Here is a 14,924-nt window from a genome sequence, read left to right as displayed (position 1 = left end):
CCAATAAGTTGAAGGTTAGTTATAGGAGGTGTAATAAATGCCTAGAGTGAAAAAAGTTCTGGAATCCCATAACAATAAACTGCACGTGAAGAAAGATGATGTGGTGCTTGTGATTAGTGGTAAAGACAAAGGCAAAAAAGGCCGTGTCATCGCTGCTTATCCTCGTGAAAACCGCGTTCTGGTAGAAGGCGTCAATATGGTGAAGAAACACCAAAAGCCGAACCAGCTGAATCCACAGGGTGGAATTATTGAGCAGGAAGCTTCGATTCATGTGTCCAACGTAATGCACATCGATCCGAAGACCGGCAAAGTAACACGTATCGGTTACAAAGTATTGGACAACGGTAAAAAAGTTCGGATTGCAAAAAGATCCGGAGAGATTATCGACTAATCTAGCCCTTAAGAAAGGAGGTTAAATCTTCATGGCAGCAAGAATGAAAGAACGTTATCTCAATGAAATAACACCTGCTTTGATGCAGAAGTTTAACTATACAACTGTTATGCAAGTGCCTAAGATCGAGAAGGTTGTCATCAACATGGGTGTGGGTGACGCTGTTCAAAACTCCAAAGTACTTGATGCTGCAGTTAATGACATGCAGTTGATCGCTGGTCAAAAACCAGTAATCACTAAAGCTAAAAAATCCATCGCTGGTTTCAAACTACGCGAAAATATGCCGATTGGGGTTAAAGTAACACTACGCGGTGAGCGTATGTATTACTTCTTGGACAAATTGTTCAACGTAACGCTTCCACGCGTACGTGACTTCCGTGGTGTTTCCACTAAAGCCTTTGACGGCCGTGGTAACTACACACTTGGTCTTAAAGAACAATTGATCTTCCCGGAGATCGAATATGACAAAGTGGATAAAGTCCGCGGTATGGACATCGTTATTGTAACTACTGCTAAGACGGACGAGGAATCCCGCGAGCTGCTGGGTCAGCTGGGAATGCCTTTCGCAAAATAAAGTCGGTTAATCCATTTTCTCCGAAAATGTTTAGGAGGTGTCAGGCTAAGTGGCAAAAACTTCGATGAAAGTTAAACAACAACGTACGCCTAAGTTTAAAGTACGTGCATATACACGTTGCGAACGTTGTGGTCGTCCACATTCGGTACTGCAAAAGTTCAAAATTTGCAGAATTTGTTTCCGTGAATTAGCTTATAAAGGCCAGATCCCTGGCGTGAAAAAAGCAAGTTGGTAAGAAGTTTATAAACGGGAAGGAGGTTTACACACATGACTATGTCTGATCCTATTGCAGATATGCTTACTCGTATTCGTAACGCTAACATTGTGCGTCACGAAACGGTAGAAATGCCTGCTTCTACTATGAAGAAACAAATCGCTGACATTTTGAAGCGTGAAGGTTTCATCCGCGATGCGGAATTCGTTGAAGATAGCAAACAAGGGATTATCCGTATCTTCTTGAAATACGGCCCTAACCAAGAGCGTGTTATTTCTGGTTTGAAAAGAATCAGTAAACCAGGCCTTCGCGTATACACGAAGAGCAATGAAGTGCCTCGTGTACTCGGTGGTCTTGGAATCGCGATTATCTCCACATCTAAGGGAGTTATGACCGACAAAGAAGCTCGTCAATCAAAATCTGGCGGAGAAGTTGTCTGCTACATTTGGTAATAAACGTCACAAGATAAGGAGGTGCAACACATGTCTCGTATTGGTCGTAAACCAATCGCAGTACCTAGCGGTGTAGATGTCACTTTGGACAACGCCGTTATTACAGTAAAAGGTCCAAAAGGTTCTTTGACTCGTGAGCTTCATAAAGACATGAAGGTTACAGTTGAAAATAACGAAATTACCGTTGTTCGTCCGTCGGATAACAAATTGCATCGTTCACTTCACGGCACAACCCGCTCCGTTGTCAGCAACATGGTAGCAGGCGTGACTGAAGGTTTCTCGAAATCTCTGGAATTGGTTGGGGTCGGATATCGTGCAAGCAAATCCGGAGATAAAATCGTTCTGAACGTTGGTTACTCCCATCCGGTTGAAATTACACCGGAAGCAGGTATCGAGTTCGAAGTTCCTGCGAACACGAAGATCATCGTTAAAGGTATCGATAAAGAACGCGTTGGCGCATACGCTGCTAAAATTCGTTCCGTTCGTGAACCAGAACCGTATAAAGGTAAAGGTATCAAATATGAAGGCGAGCGTATCATCCGCAAAGAAGGTAAAGCTGGTAAGAAGAAATAACCAGTTTAAACTTAATTGTAAGATACCCCGTGCATCTTAAAGTGAAGCTGTTTACGGCAAACTGAAGGGAGTGAAAGGGAAGTCATGATTACAAAAGAAGATAAAAACAAGGCTCGTCTCAAAAGACACCTGCGTGTTCGTAAGAAGATCCAGGGTACTACTGAGCGTCCACGTTTGAACGTGTTCCGTTCTTCGAAACACATCTACGCTCAACTGATCGATGATGTTAAAGGGGTTACTATCGTATCCGCTTCTACTCTTGATAAAGAATTGAGCGCTAATATCGGTAATGGCGGCAGCGTTGAAGCTGCAGCAAAAGTTGGCCAATTGGTCGCTGAGCGCGCTAAAGAAAAAGGCTATGCAGTGGTCGTATTCGACCGCGGAGGTTACTTGTACCATGGACGGATTCAAGCATTGGCTGACGCAGCTCGTGAAGCTGGTCTTGAATTCTAGAATAATTCTTAAAAGGAGGTTAACGACTTGCGTGTAGATCCGAACAGTTTAGAACTGACAGAAAGAGTTGTACACATTAACCGTGTAGCAAAAGTTGTAAAAGGCGGACGCCGTTTCAGCTTTAGTGCACTCGTTGTTGTGGGCGATGGCAATGGCTACGTCGGTGCTGGTATCGGTAAAGCCGGCGAAGTTCCGGATGCCATCCGTAAAGGCATTGAAGACGCCAAGAAAAACCTGATTCACATTCCAATCGTAGGAACTTCGATTCCCCATCTCGTTACTGGCCACTTCGGCGCAGGACGTGTGTTGCTGAAACCAGCATCAGAGGGTACTGGCGTTATCGCTGGCGGTCCAGTTCGTGCAGTATTGGAATTGGCAGGCGTTGGCGACATTTTGACAAAATCACTGGGTTCTTCGAATTCCATGAATATGGTCAATGCAACTTTGGAGGGACTATCCCGTCTGAAACGCATTGAAGAGGTCGCGAAACTTCGCGGCAAATCTGTCGAAGAATTGCGCGGTTAAGGAGGGGAACGTCAATGGCAAAATTGCAAATTACCCTCGTACGTAGTGTAATCGGACGTCCAGAAACACAACGTGTTACTGTTAAGACGCTCGGCCTACGTAAACTCAACACGACAGTGGTTCACAATGACAGTCCTGCAATTCGCGGAATGATCAATAAAGTGAGTCACTTGCTATCTGTAACTGAAATTGAAGGCTAAACGCCTCGCATAAATTAACAAACATAAGGAGGTGCAAACGATGAAGTTACATGAACTTGCTCCGGCTCCTGGTTCACGAAAAGAACGCAACCGCGTTGGTCGTGGTCCAAGTAGCGGAAATGGTAAAACTTCCGGTCGCGGTCACAAAGGTCAAAACTCACGTTCTGGCGGTGGTGTTCGTCCGGGCTTCGAGGGTGGACAAAATCCACTCTATCGTCGTCTGCCTAAACGTGGTTTCATTAATCCTACCCGTAAAGAGTACGCGATTGTGAACCTTGAAGATCTGAATAGCTTTGCAGAAGGAACTGAAGTGACTCCGCAGTTGTTGCTTGAAACTGGTGTTGTCAAGAATTCCAAAAGCGGCATTAAGATTCTCGGCAATGGTGAGTTAACCGTTAAATTGACTGTACAAGCAAATAAGTTCTCTCAATCTGCGGTAGAGAAAATCGAGGCTGCCGGCGGTAAAACCGAGGTGATCTAATGTTCAAGACGCTTAAGAATATCTGGCATGTGGAAGATTTGCGCAAAAAGATCCTGTTTACCTTGTTCATTCTGATTATCTACCGTATCGGTTCGTTTGTACCGGTTCCTGGTGTGAACAAAGATGTACTGGAAACAGCAAATCAGAGCGGTGACGCTTTGATGGGACTTTTGAACACCTTCTCGGGCGGAGCGCTCAAAAACTTCTCGATATTTGCGATCAGTATTTATCCGTACATTACAGCATCTATCATTGTGCAATTGCTGTCGATGGATGTTGTTCCTAAGTTTGCTGAATGGGCTAAACAAGGGGAGCACGGTAAAAAACAACTGGCGCAAATCACTCGTTATGGTACTGTGATTTTGGCCCTGATCCAAGGTTTTGCTACGTCGATAGGGTTTAACCGGATTTATGGAACTCAAATGATGCCGAATGCGACATTTGCTGACTACTTACTGGTTGCCATTATCTTGACGGCTGGTACTTCTTTCCTGATGTGGCTTGGTGAACAGATTACCGAAAAGGGAATCGGGAACGGGATTTCGATCCTGATTTTTGCGGGAATCGTCGCCGCTATCCCGGGATATATCACGAGTACGGCTAACTCAAGCTTTATTCAGCCGGATCAAGTGTTCCTGAATATTCTTAAAGTCGTTATTGTGCTGATTGTGATTGTAGCGATTATTACAGCAGTTATCTTCGTACAGCAAGGTATTCGGAAGATTCCTGTTCAATACGCTAAACGCGTAGTCGGCAACAAGATGTACGGTGGACAGAATACGCACATTCCGCTGAAAATTAATGCGGCTGGTGTAATTCCGGTTATCTTCGCCGTATCACTGCTTCAGTTCCCAGTTGTTCTCTCCAGTTTCTGGTCAACACATGCCTGGGCTCAATGGATTGCTAAGTATTTGGCAACTGATGCACCACTTGGTATGCTTCTGTATGTAGTGATGATCATCGGGTTCACGTTCTTCTATACGTTCGTGCAGATGAATCCTCAACAGATGGCTGATAACATGAAGAAGAATGGTGGTTACATTCCAGGTATCCGTCCTGGTAAAGCTACTGAGAAGTATTTGACTAGAGTAATGTCTCGTCTGACTATGTCCGGCGCATTGTTCTTGGCTTTGATCTCTGTATTGCCGATGTTCTTCGGTGCTTTATCTGGATTGCCTAAAGAAGTTCGAATTGGCGGTACTTCACTGCTAATCGTAATCGGTGTGGCATTGGATACTATGAAGCAGATCGAGAGCCAATTGATCAAACGCCATTACAAAGGCTTCATCAATAAATAGGCGATAGGTTCCGGTGAAGCTTAAGATTTTATTCTTCCCGGCACCTATTGTGCTGTTTCTTGCTTGGTGGCGAACTTTTGGGGGGAGAGAGAAATCGTGAACATATTATTCATGGGCCCTCCTGGGGCAGGCAAGGGAACACAAGCAGCTGAAATCATTAAAGAATTTGGAATTCCTCATATTTCGACAGGAGACGCTTTCCGTTTGGCTATCAAACAAGAGACTCCAGTTGGATTGAAGGCCAAATCCTTTATTGATCAAGGTTTGCTTGTACCAGATGATGTGACCATTGGCATAGTTGAAGAACGGCTTCAGCAGTCCGATTGCGAAAAAGGATTTCTATTGGATGGTTTTCCAAGAACTCTTTCGCAAGCGGAAGCGCTGGATGAAATTCTTAGCCGTTTGAACACTTCTTTGGATCATGTCATCAACTTGAATGTTGACCGTGGACTACTGATGGCACGTCTTACTGGACGTCGCATTTGTACAGTTTGCGGAGCATCCTACCATTTAATCTTCAACCCGCCGAAGCAAGATGGCATTTGCGACATTGATGGCGGTGAATTGTATCAACGTCCGGATGACAACGAAGAAAGTGTAGGCAAGCGTCTGGATGAGTATGATAATAAGACAGCGCCGCTGCTTGCGTTTTATGATAATAAAGGTCTTTTGCGTCAGGTAAATGGAGAAAACGAAATCAATGTCGTTTCTTCTGAAATCGTATCTTTATTGCGGGGTTAATGTAATGATCATTTGTAAATCCGAACAGGAACTTGCCTTTATGAGGGAAGCTGGTCGTATTGTTGCCGAGAGTCACCGTCTAATTGCTGAAGCCATTGAGCCTGGCATTACAACGGGGGAGCTCGACAGAATCGCCGATCAATACATTCGCAGTCAAGGTGCTGTGCCGTCTTTCAAAGGCTACAACGGTTTTCCTGCCAGCATTTGCGCTTCAGTCAACGAACAATTAGTGCATGGATTTCCAGGTAAACGCAAACTGATCGAAGGCGATATAGTAACGCTGGATATCGGTGCAGAATACCGCGGTTATCACGGTGATTCCGCCTGGACCTACGGTGTGGGCAGCATTTCCGAAGAAGCTCAGCGTTTGCTGGACGTTACGGAAGGCTCCTTGTACGCGGGACTGGCGTTAGTCAAACCGGATGTGCGCTTGTTTACAATCTCCCATGCTATTCAACAATACATCGAAGAGGCTGGTTTCTCAGTCGTACGCGAGTATGTTGGTCATGGCATTGGGGCAAAACTGCATGAAGAACCGCAAATTCCGAATTATGGCATAGCGGACCGCGGACCACGTCTGAAACCGGGTATGGTACTCGCGATTGAGCCGATGGTAAACGTAGGGAAGAGACATGTCAGAACGCTGGAAGATAACTGGACTGTCGTTACGGTTGATGGCTCACTATGTGCCCACTTTGAGCATACAGTAGCAGTTACTCCGGACGGCATGGAAATTTTCACAAAACTGAATGCGTAGGTGATCTCCACTTGAATACTGTGAGCAGCCCGCAGGTTGGTCAATTAGTGAGAATTCTCAAAGGCAAAGATGCCGGAGAGGCAGCCGTTGTTATCGCAGTTGTTGATAGCAGATTTGTATACATTGCAGATGGAGACAAACGTAAGTTTGATGGGCCAAAGAAGAAGAATATTCTTCATCTTGAGCTCATACCCTTCATCAGCAGTGAGGTTGTGAATAGTTTGGAAGAAACTGGCCGGGTAACAAACGGAAAGCTGCGTTACGCAGTCATGAAGTATGCTGGACCCACCGGAATAAGTGCTGATGAGAAAGGAGACTAACTGTGGCTAAGGAAGATGTCATTGAAGTAGAAGGTACTGTCCTTGAACCGTTGCCAAATGCAACGTTTAAGGTTGAGCTTGAGAACGGTCATCAAATACTTGCCCATGTATCCGGTAAACTGCGGATGCACTTTATCCGTATTTTGACCGGAGACAAAGTGGTCGTGCAGTTATCGCCTTATGATTTATCAAAAGGTCGTATAACTTACCGTAAATAGATGGGAACTACGAAAAAAGTTTTGCTTCGCAAAACTTTGAGGAGGTAATTAACATGAAGGTAAGACCTTCTGTAAAGCCCATTTGCGAGAAATGTAAAGTAATCCGCCGCAAAGGGACTGTTATGGTGATTTGCGAAAATCCGAAACACAAACAAAAACAAGGTTAAGAAGGGGGTGTAGCGTAAAATGGCTCGTATAGCTGGAGTGGATTTGCCACGTGACAAACGCGTTGAGATCGCCTTGACTTATATTTTCGGAATCGGTAAAACGACTTCTCAGAAAATTCTTAATGAAACAGGCATTAGCGCTAATACACGTGTCCGTGATTTGACGGAAGATGAAGTCAGCAAACTGCGTGAAACGATCGACAAAACGGTTAAGGTTGAAGGTGACCTGCGTCGTGAAATTTCCTTGAATATTAAACGTCTAACTGAGATCGGCTGTTACCGCGGTGTTCGTCACCGTCGTGGATTGCCTGTTCGCGGTCAACGTACTAAAACCAATGCCCGTACCCGGAAAGGCCCGCGTCGTACGGTAGCAAACAAGAAGAAATAATAAGGGGGGATAAGAGACAATGGCTAAACCGAAAAAAGTCGTACGTACTAAACGTCGCGACCGTAAAAATATCGAATCCGGCGTGGCACATATTCGTTCCACGTTCAACAACACCATCGTTACCATCACAGATCCACACGGAAATGCAATTTCCTGGGCAAGCTCCGGCGGCCAAGGATTTAAAGGTTCCCGTAAGTCGACTCCATTCGCAGCGCAAATGGCAGCTGAATCAGCAGCTAAAGCAGCTATGGAGCACGGCATGAAATCGGTTGAGGTTATGGTTAAAGGACCGGGCGCGGGCCGCGAAGCAGCCATCCGTTCCCTTCAAGCTGCAGGGCTTGAAGTTAACCTTATTAAAGACGTAACTCCGGTTCCTCACAATGGATGCCGTCCGCCGAAACGTCGTCGCGTATAGTGAAATCAGTATTGTAAATGTGGTATAATTCTGACGCATCTGCTAATAATAGGTGTTTAGGCATACTACATGATGCACCTGATGGGGTGACAGTTTCATATAGGAGCGACGTTGAAGGAGGGGTAAACTCGTGATAGAAATCGAAAAGCCGAAGATTGAGACCGTAGAAGCTAATGATGAAGGTACCTATGGGAAATTCGTAGTTGAACCGTTGGAACGTGGGTATGGCACGACTCTGGGGAATTCACTTCGCCGGATATTGCTTTCTTCGCTTCCAGGAGCCGCAGTGACTTCGGTCCAAATTGACGGCGTTCTGCATGAGTTCTCGACCGTTCCAGGCGTAATGGAAGATGTGACGGAGATCATTCTAAACCTTAAAGCCTTGTCATTGAAGATTCATTCAGACGAGGAAAAAGTGTTTGAGATTGATGCCGAAGGGGAAGGCATCGTTACCGCAGGTGATATCCGTGCGGACAGCGATGTTGAGATCCTGAATCCGGATCTTCACATTGCAACGCTGGGACCTGGTGCGAGACTTCACATGCGTATTTTTGCAGGCCGTGGTCGCGGCTACGTCCAAGCGGACCGGAACAAACGCGACGATCAGCCAATTGGCGTTATCCCGGTTGACTCCATCTACACTCCTATTTCACGCGTTAACTACGGCATAGACAATACACGTGTTGGTCAAGTGACTAACTACGACAAATTGACGCTTGAAATTTGGACAGATGGCAGTATTAGACCGGAAGAGGCTGTAAGCCTCGGAGCCAAAATTTTGAACGAGCACCTCGTACTGTTCGTAGGTCTTACGGACGAAGCGAAAGACGCCGAAATTATGGTTGAAAAAGAAGAAGACAAAAAAGAAAAAGTGCTTGAGATGACAATCGAAGAGCTTGATCTTTCTGTCCGCTCCTACAACTGCCTCAAACGTGCTGGTATTAATACCGTACAAGAGCTTACCACGAAGACTGAAGAAGATATGATGAAGGTGCGTAACCTTGGTCGTAAATCTTTGGAAGAAGTTCAGGAGAAGCTTGAGGAACTTGGTTTGGGACTCCGTACAGAAGAATAGCTACAGATTGCTACAGTAAAGGAGGGAAAACACATGGCATACCAAAAATTGGGCCGTGATTCCAGTGCGCGTAAAGCGTTATTTCGCGACATGGTAACGGATCTATTTTTATACGAGCGCATCCAAACAACGGAAGCTAAAGCGAAAGAAGTTCGTTCTATCGCTGAAAAGTTGATCACTAAAGCTAAAAAAGGCGATCTTCATGCTCGTCGTCAAGTAGCTGCATTTGTTCGCCGCGAGACTGTTGATGGTGAACAAGATGCAATTCAAAAATTGTTCTCTGACATTGCTCCTCGTTACACGGAGCGTCCAGGTGGATACACTCGTATCCTGAAACTAGGACCTCGTCGTGGCGACGCTGCGCCTATGGTTTATCTTGAATTGGTAGACCGCGCGTAGTATCACAAGTATTGATTTCCGATGCTTCCCTTTCATCCGGCCCTCTTTGGAGTAAAGATGGGGGAAATATCAGCGTTATTGTGCTGCAGAGGCGCAAGACTCTGCTGTATTAATAACCGTGGGAATCACCTTGGTTCAATTGAAGGAGCTCCCGCAGGGGCTCTTTTTTTTGAAATAATGGAGCGAAGTGTTAATGGATGCCGTCCTTCTAGGGACGGCAAAGCCATTTCTTCCTCGTGAATAAGATCAGACAGTGCTTCGATCGACGTTTCTGCTGAACGGTTTATAAAGGAGAACGGAATGCGTAATCTATTGATGAAGGTCAATTATGACGGAACAAATTATGATGGCTTTCAGACCCAGCCTCAGGGCAATACGATTCAGGATCGGCTGGAGCAAGCGATACTCCATCTGACGGGTGAGGAGCTTAAGATTACAGCTTCTGGTCGTACAGATGCCGGAGTACATGCCTATGGTCAGCCTTTTAACTTTACGACCTCCTCTCGAATCCCGCTTGAACGTTGGTGTCTGGCGCTTAATGCCCGGCTGCCACAAGATATCGTGGTTACTGAGGCTAGGGAAGTACCGCTGACGTTTCACTCTCGTAGAGGAGCTAAGCGTAAAACTTACCGATACACGATTAACGGCAACAGGTTTCCAGATCCGTTTCAACGGCGCTGGCAGCTTCACCATCCGGTGCAGTTGGATATTCCTGCGATGCAACAAGGCTTAACGCATATTTTAGGGACACATGACTTCACTTCGTTTGCTTCTCGGAGGTCTACTAAGACCTCTCATGTACGAACGATCTTTGAAGCTCATATGGAAGTAGATCGCAGTATGTGCCGACCCTCTTCATTAGATCAGGGAGTGATCCAAACTTATATAACGGGTAGTGGATTTCTTCAGCATATGGTTCGCATTATTATGGGGACTTTGATCCATGTGGGGGAAGGTAAAATAGATGCTGATCATGTTGCTGAGATATTAGCGGCATGTGATCGTTCTGCTGCTGGTCCAACAGCTATGGCCAAGGGGTTGGCTTTGTGGAGTGTAGAATATGATGAGACCGAAAGTGAATCTTTTTTTCAAATATAAGAATGTATAAGTTTCACGAAATACATTATCCTTATATTTCTCGCATAAACGCTAACCGTCCTTCTAGGGACGATAGAGGCCTTTATGCTTGTATAAATTTCTTCCTAAATAATAGGTTGAATGTTTAAAAATCACTTGCACTTGTTATGTTTATACTGTAATATAAAAGTTGTGTTTTCTTGATGGCTATCCCACAGCCCCGATCAAGGAAATGCCAAAAAAATGCTTTGCTTAACTCACATAAATGTAATTCAATGAGAAACAAGATATACGAAACAGAAGATTTTCGTACGAGAACAAGGAGGAAACATTCATGCGTACCACCTATATGGCGAAGCCGAACGAAGTTGAACGCAATTGGCACATTATTGATGCCGAAGGCAAAACACTCGGTCGTTTGGCCAGCGAAGCCGCTGCTTTGATCCGTGGCAAACACAAACCGCAATTCACTCCACACGTTGACACAGGAGATTTCGTTATCGTAATCAACGCTGAGAAAATTCACTTGACCGGTAAGAAATTGCAAAACAAGAAATACTACCGTCACTCGATGCACCCAGGTGGCTTGAAAGTTACTAATGCTGAAACTCTGCTGAATACTAAACCAGAACGCGTAATTGAATTCGCTGTTCATGGTATGATTCCTAAGACTCGTCAAGGGGACCACATGAAGCTGAGATTGAAAGTATATGCAGGCGCCGAGCATCCACATGCAGCACAAAAACCTGAAGTTTACGAACTTCGCGGATAAGAATAGAGGAGGACAGTTTCATGGCACAAGTACAATACTATGGGACAGGTCGTCGTAAACATTCGGTAGCACGTGTTCGCCTTGTACCGGGTGAAGGACGCATTGTCATTAACAAACGTGAGATGGACGAATATTTCGGTGTTGAAACACTGAAAATGATCGTAAAACAACCTTTGAACCTGACTGAAACACTGGGCAACTACGATGTAATCGTTCTTGCACATGGTGGCGGCATTTCCGGTCAAGCTGGAGCAATTCGTCATGGTATCTCCCGTGCATTGCTTAAAGTTGATCCTGAATATCGCGGTGCATTGAAGAAAGCTGGTTTCTTGACTCGTGACCCTCGTATGAAGGAACGTAAGAAATACGGCTTGAAGGCTGCACGTCGTGCGCCTCAGTTCTCGAAACGTTAATATTTATCAAGAATTCAACCCTTGGCCTCTATGGTCGAGGGTTTTATTTTTTTACTCTGAAGCCCTTTTGAACAAAAAATGGGCTTTTTTTGCATTCATTTACTAATCTTGAGTAGTGAAATTCATTGACTTCCTCCGTAAAAGTTATATACTATTTCATATAGAAATAGTTGGTTTTATTACTTCTTTTACCTCATTTATTCATACGATTAATATTTTGGATGGAGGAATACCTTAATGAACCTGCTTGAGAAAGAAGATTTGATCAGAATAAAGGCCGAAGAATTAGAGAGTGCTTCACCCGAGGAAATTATCCGCTGGGCTGTTGAAACATTTCCTAACATTACTTTTGCCTGCAGCTTTGGTGCCGAAGATGTAGTGCTTGTTGATATGCTTCACAAAGTTAGTCCATCTACTGACGTCTTTTATCTCGATACAGATTATCATTTTAAGGAAACCTACGAAACCAGAGATTTAATGGCAGACAAATACGGACTAGAGTTTGTACGTGTGTCTCCACAACTCACAACGCAGGAGCAAGCACTTCAATACGGTGATGCGTTATGGACTGTGGATCCTAACCAATGTTGTGGAATTCGTAAAGTTGAACCGCTGACTCGTATATTATCTCAATATGAGGCATGGATAACTGGAATTCGCCGTGACCAAGCACCTACCCGTGCAAATGCTAAAAAGGTTGAGTATGATTATAAATTTGGTTTAGTAAAGTTTAATCCTATTGCAGATTGGACTTCAGAAGATGTATGGAACTATATTCGTGAAAACGACGTAATCTATAACCCTCTACACGACCGTAACTATCCAAGTATCGGCTGTGAACAATGTACTCGTCAGGTTATGCCAGGTGAAGATCCGCGTGCTGGCCGTTGGTCTGGATCAGAAAAGACAGAATGCGGTTTGCACAAATAAGACATATCCCTGTGGGAACATAGAAGGAGAGACTAAGATGACTTCAATACGTCCGCATGGCGGAACTTTGGTTAACCGTGTAGTAGAGGGAACTGAAAGAGAAGAATTGCTAAATCTCGCACGTGACAACAAGGCAATTGTCTTGAATACCTGGACTTTATCCGATTTGGATCTTATCGCTGTAGGTGCGTTTTCCCCACTAACTGGCTTTTTAAATGAGCAAGACTATCTTTCAGTGGTAAAAAGCATGCGTTTAGCAGATGGCACTGTGTGGAGCATTCCAATAACACTGGCTGTAGAAGATGATGTGGCTGCCGGATTATCAATTGGGGACAAAGTTTCTCTAATCGGTGAAGAAGATGGCGAGATTTACGGTTTATTGGATATTGAAAGTATTTATACTGTTGATCAAACGATTGAAGCACAAAATGTCTTCAAAACAACAGATCCTGAACATCCTGGAGTGAGTAAGTTACTGGCTCGTCCTTCGACTTATGTTGGAGGACCGATTACAGTCTTGAATCGACCACAGCCTGAGAAGTTCAGCGAGTTTTATTTTGATCCTGCGGATACGCGAAAAATATTTGCTGATAAGGGCTGGAGAACGGTTGTAGGGTTCCAGACACGTAATCCGGTTCATCGAGCTCATGAATACATTCAAAAGTGCGCTATGGAGGTTGTAGACGCTCTATTTCTAAATCCACTTGTGGGTGAGACGAAATCGGATGATGTACCGGCAAATGTGCGGATGAAGAGCTACCTGGCGCTTTTGGAGAATTATTATCCTGAGGATCGCACCTTCCTTGGTGTTTTTCCAGCGGCAATGCGTTATGCAGGTCCTAGGGAGGCGATTTTCCATGCCATGGTTCGCAAAAATTACGGCTGTACCCACTTCATCGTGGGTCGTGACCATGCGGGTGTAGGGGATTACTACGGAACTTACGAGGCACAGGAAATTTTCTCGAATTTTAGTGCTGAGGAGCTTGATATAACTCCATTATTTTTTGAACACAGCTTCTTCTGTAAAAAATGCGGAAATATGGCTTCTAGTAAAACTTGCCCTCATCCTAGCGATGATCATATGACATTGTCGGGTACGAAGGTACGGGCTTTGCTCCGTGACGGCCAATGTCCTCCGCCAGAATTTACACGGCCTGAGGTTGCGCAGATTCTGATTGAAGGTATGACTCAAGAAGTTACAGCTTAATCACTGTCAGCTAGTACTATTTGACCTTCTTGTCCCATATAGATGAGTATTATCTATCGGGGCGAGGGGGTCTTTGTTATGTCTGGCCGAAAGCAGAATAAAGTCTCGGTCTGGATTTCATGGAGCAGTATCAAAAAAAGTATGCTTGGCGCGACACTGCTGGCTATAATGATCGGGATTATAGCGTATGACATGCCTACCGCTAAAACACTAAATTATTGGAGTCTGCCCTTGTCAGGAAAAGTTATTGCTCTCGATGCGGGACATGGTGGAGCTGATGGAGGAGCGGTTAGCCGGGAAGGGCTAATTGAGAAAGATATTAATCTCGCGGTATCGCTGTATTTGCGTGATTATCTGCAACAGGCAGGGGCTATTGTAGTAATGACTCGTGAGGGTGATTACGATTTGGCTCTGGAAGGCACTAAGGGCTATTCTAAGCGCAAGACGGAAGATCTTAAACAAAGGGTAAGAAGCATCGAAGAGAAAGGCGCAGACCTTTTTATAAGCGTTCACATGAACAGTGTCCCTTCGAATCGTTGGAGCGGAGCGCAGACCTTTTACTACCCCAATCATAAGGATAATAAAGCAATTGCGGAGTTTGTGCAGAGTGAGCTGAAGACTACGCTAGAGAATACCGATCGTGTGGCGAAGACAGTGAATACTGTATATCTGCTAAAAGCATTAAAAATACCAGCGGTGCTTGTAGAAGTAGGCTTCTTATCACACCCCCAGGAATCCGCTCTACTCGGAAATGATGTCTACCAGCGGAAGGTAGCAACTAGCATTTATCGCGGCATTCTTCGGTACGCCTCCGAGCAGTAAGGACTACTCATGGGGAGACAGGTAATGTTATAATAGACAAAAACTCCGGAGAATTTCTTAAC

At 44.8% G+C, this 14,924-nt stretch carries 25 protein-coding genes; all 25 read left to right on the top strand.

Annotated elements, in window-relative coordinates:
- Positions 1 to 37: 37 nt before the first annotated feature.
- The 25 genes from rplX to cwlD all read left to right on the top strand — a co-directional run bounded on the left by rplX (position 38) and on the right by cwlD (position 14,862).
- Entirely contained in the window at positions 38 to 391 is a 354-nt protein-coding gene (gene rplX, locus NST74_RS26745; RefSeq protein ID WP_076099615.1) for a 50S ribosomal protein L24, read from the top strand.
- Between the two features lie 31 nt (positions 392 to 422).
- Positions 423 to 965 (top strand): 50S ribosomal protein L5, encoded by a 543-nt coding sequence (gene rplE / locus NST74_RS26740; protein WP_042131222.1) that lies wholly within the window; start codon positions 423 to 425, stop codon positions 963 to 965.
- A 49-nt stretch (positions 966 to 1,014) separates the two neighbouring features.
- Positions 1,015 to 1,200 (top strand): type Z 30S ribosomal protein S14, encoded by a 186-nt coding sequence (locus NST74_RS26735; protein ID WP_013312154.1) that lies wholly within the window; start codon positions 1,015 to 1,017, stop codon positions 1,198 to 1,200.
- 32 nt (positions 1,201 to 1,232) lie between these two features.
- Complete coding sequence (rpsH, locus tag NST74_RS26730; RefSeq protein ID WP_036680560.1) at positions 1,233 to 1,631, top strand: 30S ribosomal protein S8; 399 nt, start codon at positions 1,233 to 1,235, stop codon at positions 1,629 to 1,631.
- A 30-nt stretch (positions 1,632 to 1,661) separates the two neighbouring features.
- Positions 1,662 to 2,204: a 50S ribosomal protein L6 gene (gene rplF, locus NST74_RS26725; RefSeq protein ID WP_042131221.1), complete on the top strand. Its 543-nt coding sequence runs from the start codon at positions 1,662 to 1,664 to the stop codon at positions 2,202 to 2,204.
- An 84-nt stretch (positions 2,205 to 2,288) separates the two neighbouring features.
- Positions 2,289 to 2,657, top strand: coding sequence for a 50S ribosomal protein L18 (gene rplR / locus NST74_RS26720; protein WP_042131220.1), 369 nt, complete (start codon positions 2,289 to 2,291; stop codon positions 2,655 to 2,657).
- Positions 2,658 to 2,684: 27 nt separating this feature from the next.
- Positions 2,685 to 3,182, top strand: a complete 498-nt coding sequence (gene rpsE, locus NST74_RS26715) for a 30S ribosomal protein S5 (RefSeq protein ID WP_036652980.1) — start codon at positions 2,685 to 2,687, stop codon at positions 3,180 to 3,182.
- 14 nt (positions 3,183 to 3,196) lie between these two features.
- Positions 3,197 to 3,382, top strand: coding sequence for a 50S ribosomal protein L30 (rpmD, locus tag NST74_RS26710; RefSeq protein WP_036680567.1), 186 nt, complete (start codon positions 3,197 to 3,199; stop codon positions 3,380 to 3,382).
- 40 nt (positions 3,383 to 3,422) lie between these two features.
- On the top strand, positions 3,423 to 3,863 hold the full coding sequence (rplO, locus tag NST74_RS26705) for a 50S ribosomal protein L15 (protein ID WP_042131219.1): 441 nt from the start codon (positions 3,423 to 3,425) through the stop codon (positions 3,861 to 3,863).
- Positions 3,863 to 5,161, top strand: a complete 1,299-nt coding sequence (secY, locus tag NST74_RS26700; protein WP_042131218.1) for a preprotein translocase subunit SecY — start codon at positions 3,863 to 3,865, stop codon at positions 5,159 to 5,161. The genes rplO and secY overlap by 1 nt, the downstream gene beginning before the upstream one ends.
- Before the next feature lie 96 nt (positions 5,162 to 5,257).
- A complete protein-coding gene (locus NST74_RS26695) occupies positions 5,258 to 5,902 on the top strand; it encodes an adenylate kinase (protein ID WP_042131217.1) in 645 nt (214 codons plus the stop codon).
- Between the two features lie 4 nt (positions 5,903 to 5,906).
- On the top strand, positions 5,907 to 6,659 hold the full coding sequence (gene map, locus NST74_RS26690) for a type I methionyl aminopeptidase (RefSeq protein ID WP_042131216.1): 753 nt from the start codon (positions 5,907 to 5,909) through the stop codon (positions 6,657 to 6,659).
- A gap of 11 nt (positions 6,660 to 6,670) precedes the next feature.
- On the top strand, positions 6,671 to 6,979 hold the full coding sequence (locus tag NST74_RS26685; protein WP_042131215.1) for a KOW domain-containing RNA-binding protein: 309 nt from the start codon (positions 6,671 to 6,673) through the stop codon (positions 6,977 to 6,979).
- 2 nt (positions 6,980 to 6,981) lie between these two features.
- A complete protein-coding gene (gene infA, locus NST74_RS26680) occupies positions 6,982 to 7,197 on the top strand; it encodes a translation initiation factor IF-1 (protein WP_036652996.1) in 216 nt (71 codons plus the stop codon).
- A gap of 53 nt (positions 7,198 to 7,250) precedes the next feature.
- Entirely contained in the window at positions 7,251 to 7,364 is a 114-nt protein-coding gene (gene rpmJ, locus NST74_RS26675) for a 50S ribosomal protein L36 (RefSeq protein WP_003322638.1), read from the top strand.
- Between the two features lie 19 nt (positions 7,365 to 7,383).
- Positions 7,384 to 7,752 carry a 30S ribosomal protein S13 gene (gene rpsM / locus NST74_RS26670; RefSeq protein WP_036680583.1) on the top strand — a complete coding sequence of 123 codons (369 nt, stop codon included), beginning with the start codon at positions 7,384 to 7,386 and terminating at the stop codon, positions 7,750 to 7,752.
- Between the two features lie 19 nt (positions 7,753 to 7,771).
- A complete protein-coding gene (rpsK, locus tag NST74_RS26665) occupies positions 7,772 to 8,167 on the top strand; it encodes a 30S ribosomal protein S11 (RefSeq protein WP_019908251.1) in 396 nt (131 codons plus the stop codon).
- Between the two features lie 130 nt (positions 8,168 to 8,297).
- Positions 8,298 to 9,242 carry a DNA-directed RNA polymerase subunit alpha gene (locus NST74_RS26660; protein WP_036680585.1) on the top strand — a complete coding sequence of 315 codons (945 nt, stop codon included), beginning with the start codon at positions 8,298 to 8,300 and terminating at the stop codon, positions 9,240 to 9,242.
- A 33-nt stretch (positions 9,243 to 9,275) separates the two neighbouring features.
- On the top strand, positions 9,276 to 9,641 hold the full coding sequence (gene rplQ, locus NST74_RS26655; RefSeq protein WP_019908254.1) for a 50S ribosomal protein L17: 366 nt from the start codon (positions 9,276 to 9,278) through the stop codon (positions 9,639 to 9,641).
- A gap of 300 nt (positions 9,642 to 9,941) precedes the next feature.
- Positions 9,942 to 10,739: a tRNA pseudouridine(38-40) synthase TruA gene (truA, locus tag NST74_RS26650; RefSeq protein WP_341115358.1), complete on the top strand. Its 798-nt coding sequence runs from the start codon at positions 9,942 to 9,944 to the stop codon at positions 10,737 to 10,739.
- 313 nt (positions 10,740 to 11,052) lie between these two features.
- Positions 11,053 to 11,490, top strand: coding sequence for a 50S ribosomal protein L13 (gene rplM / locus NST74_RS26645; RefSeq protein WP_036680589.1), 438 nt, complete (start codon positions 11,053 to 11,055; stop codon positions 11,488 to 11,490).
- 20 nt (positions 11,491 to 11,510) lie between these two features.
- A complete protein-coding gene (rpsI, locus tag NST74_RS26640; protein WP_025706574.1) occupies positions 11,511 to 11,903 on the top strand; it encodes a 30S ribosomal protein S9 in 393 nt (130 codons plus the stop codon).
- Positions 11,904 to 12,140: 237 nt separating this feature from the next.
- Positions 12,141 to 12,833, top strand: a complete 693-nt coding sequence (locus tag NST74_RS26635) for a phosphoadenylyl-sulfate reductase (RefSeq protein ID WP_042131211.1) — start codon at positions 12,141 to 12,143, stop codon at positions 12,831 to 12,833.
- Between the two features lie 37 nt (positions 12,834 to 12,870).
- Positions 12,871 to 14,040: a sulfate adenylyltransferase gene (gene sat, locus NST74_RS26630; protein WP_341115356.1), complete on the top strand. Its 1,170-nt coding sequence runs from the start codon at positions 12,871 to 12,873 to the stop codon at positions 14,038 to 14,040.
- Positions 14,041 to 14,118: 78 nt separating this feature from the next.
- Positions 14,119 to 14,862 (top strand): N-acetylmuramoyl-L-alanine amidase CwlD, encoded by a 744-nt coding sequence (gene cwlD / locus NST74_RS26625; RefSeq protein ID WP_042131209.1) that lies wholly within the window; start codon positions 14,119 to 14,121, stop codon positions 14,860 to 14,862.
- Positions 14,863 to 14,924: the final 62 nt, after the last annotated feature.

It is taken from the genome of Paenibacillus sp. FSL F4-0125 (assembly GCF_038008565.1).
Lineage (GTDB): Bacteria > Bacillota > Bacilli > Paenibacillales > Paenibacillaceae > Paenibacillus_AQ.
This window is presented reverse-complemented; position numbering and strand designations above follow the sequence as displayed.

What these genes read in the sequence shown, in the direction of transcription:
- rplE (WP_042131222.1), top strand. Translation starts at nt 423, where the DNA reads ATGGCAGCAAGAATGAAAGAACGTTATCTCAATGAAATAACACCTGCT.
- rplM (WP_036680589.1), top strand. Translation starts at nt 11,053, where the DNA reads ATGCGTACCACCTATATGGCGAAGCCGAACGAAGTTGAACGCAATTGG.
- map (WP_042131216.1), top strand. Translation starts at nt 5,907, where the DNA reads ATGATCATTTGTAAATCCGAACAGGAACTTGCCTTTATGAGGGAAGCT.
- rpsH (WP_036680560.1), top strand. Translation starts at nt 1,233, where the DNA reads ATGACTATGTCTGATCCTATTGCAGATATGCTTACTCGTATTCGTAAC.
- rpmJ (WP_003322638.1), top strand. Translation starts at nt 7,251, where the DNA reads ATGAAGGTAAGACCTTCTGTAAAGCCCATTTGCGAGAAATGTAAAGTA.
- secY (WP_042131218.1), top strand. Translation starts at nt 3,863, where the DNA reads ATGTTCAAGACGCTTAAGAATATCTGGCATGTGGAAGATTTGCGCAAA.
- rplF (WP_042131221.1), top strand. Translation starts at nt 1,662, where the DNA reads ATGTCTCGTATTGGTCGTAAACCAATCGCAGTACCTAGCGGTGTAGAT.
- rplQ (WP_019908254.1), top strand. Translation starts at nt 9,276, where the DNA reads ATGGCATACCAAAAATTGGGCCGTGATTCCAGTGCGCGTAAAGCGTTA.
- NST74_RS26635 (WP_042131211.1), top strand. Translation starts at nt 12,141, where the DNA reads ATGAACCTGCTTGAGAAAGAAGATTTGATCAGAATAAAGGCCGAAGAA.
- rpmD (WP_036680567.1), top strand. Translation starts at nt 3,197, where the DNA reads ATGGCAAAATTGCAAATTACCCTCGTACGTAGTGTAATCGGACGTCCA.
- rpsM (WP_036680583.1), top strand. Translation starts at nt 7,384, where the DNA reads ATGGCTCGTATAGCTGGAGTGGATTTGCCACGTGACAAACGCGTTGAG.
- rplR (WP_042131220.1), top strand. Translation starts at nt 2,289, where the DNA reads ATGATTACAAAAGAAGATAAAAACAAGGCTCGTCTCAAAAGACACCTG.
- rpsK (WP_019908251.1), top strand. Translation starts at nt 7,772, where the DNA reads ATGGCTAAACCGAAAAAAGTCGTACGTACTAAACGTCGCGACCGTAAA.
- cwlD (WP_042131209.1), top strand. Translation starts at nt 14,119, where the DNA reads ATGTCTGGCCGAAAGCAGAATAAAGTCTCGGTCTGGATTTCATGGAGC.
- rpsI (WP_025706574.1), top strand. Translation starts at nt 11,511, where the DNA reads ATGGCACAAGTACAATACTATGGGACAGGTCGTCGTAAACATTCGGTA.
- rplX (WP_076099615.1), top strand. Translation starts at nt 38, where the DNA reads ATGCCTAGAGTGAAAAAAGTTCTGGAATCCCATAACAATAAACTGCAC.
- sat (WP_341115356.1), top strand. Translation starts at nt 12,871, where the DNA reads ATGACTTCAATACGTCCGCATGGCGGAACTTTGGTTAACCGTGTAGTA.
- rplO (WP_042131219.1), top strand. Translation starts at nt 3,423, where the DNA reads ATGAAGTTACATGAACTTGCTCCGGCTCCTGGTTCACGAAAAGAACGC.
- truA (WP_341115358.1), top strand. Translation starts at nt 9,942, where the DNA reads ATGCGTAATCTATTGATGAAGGTCAATTATGACGGAACAAATTATGAT.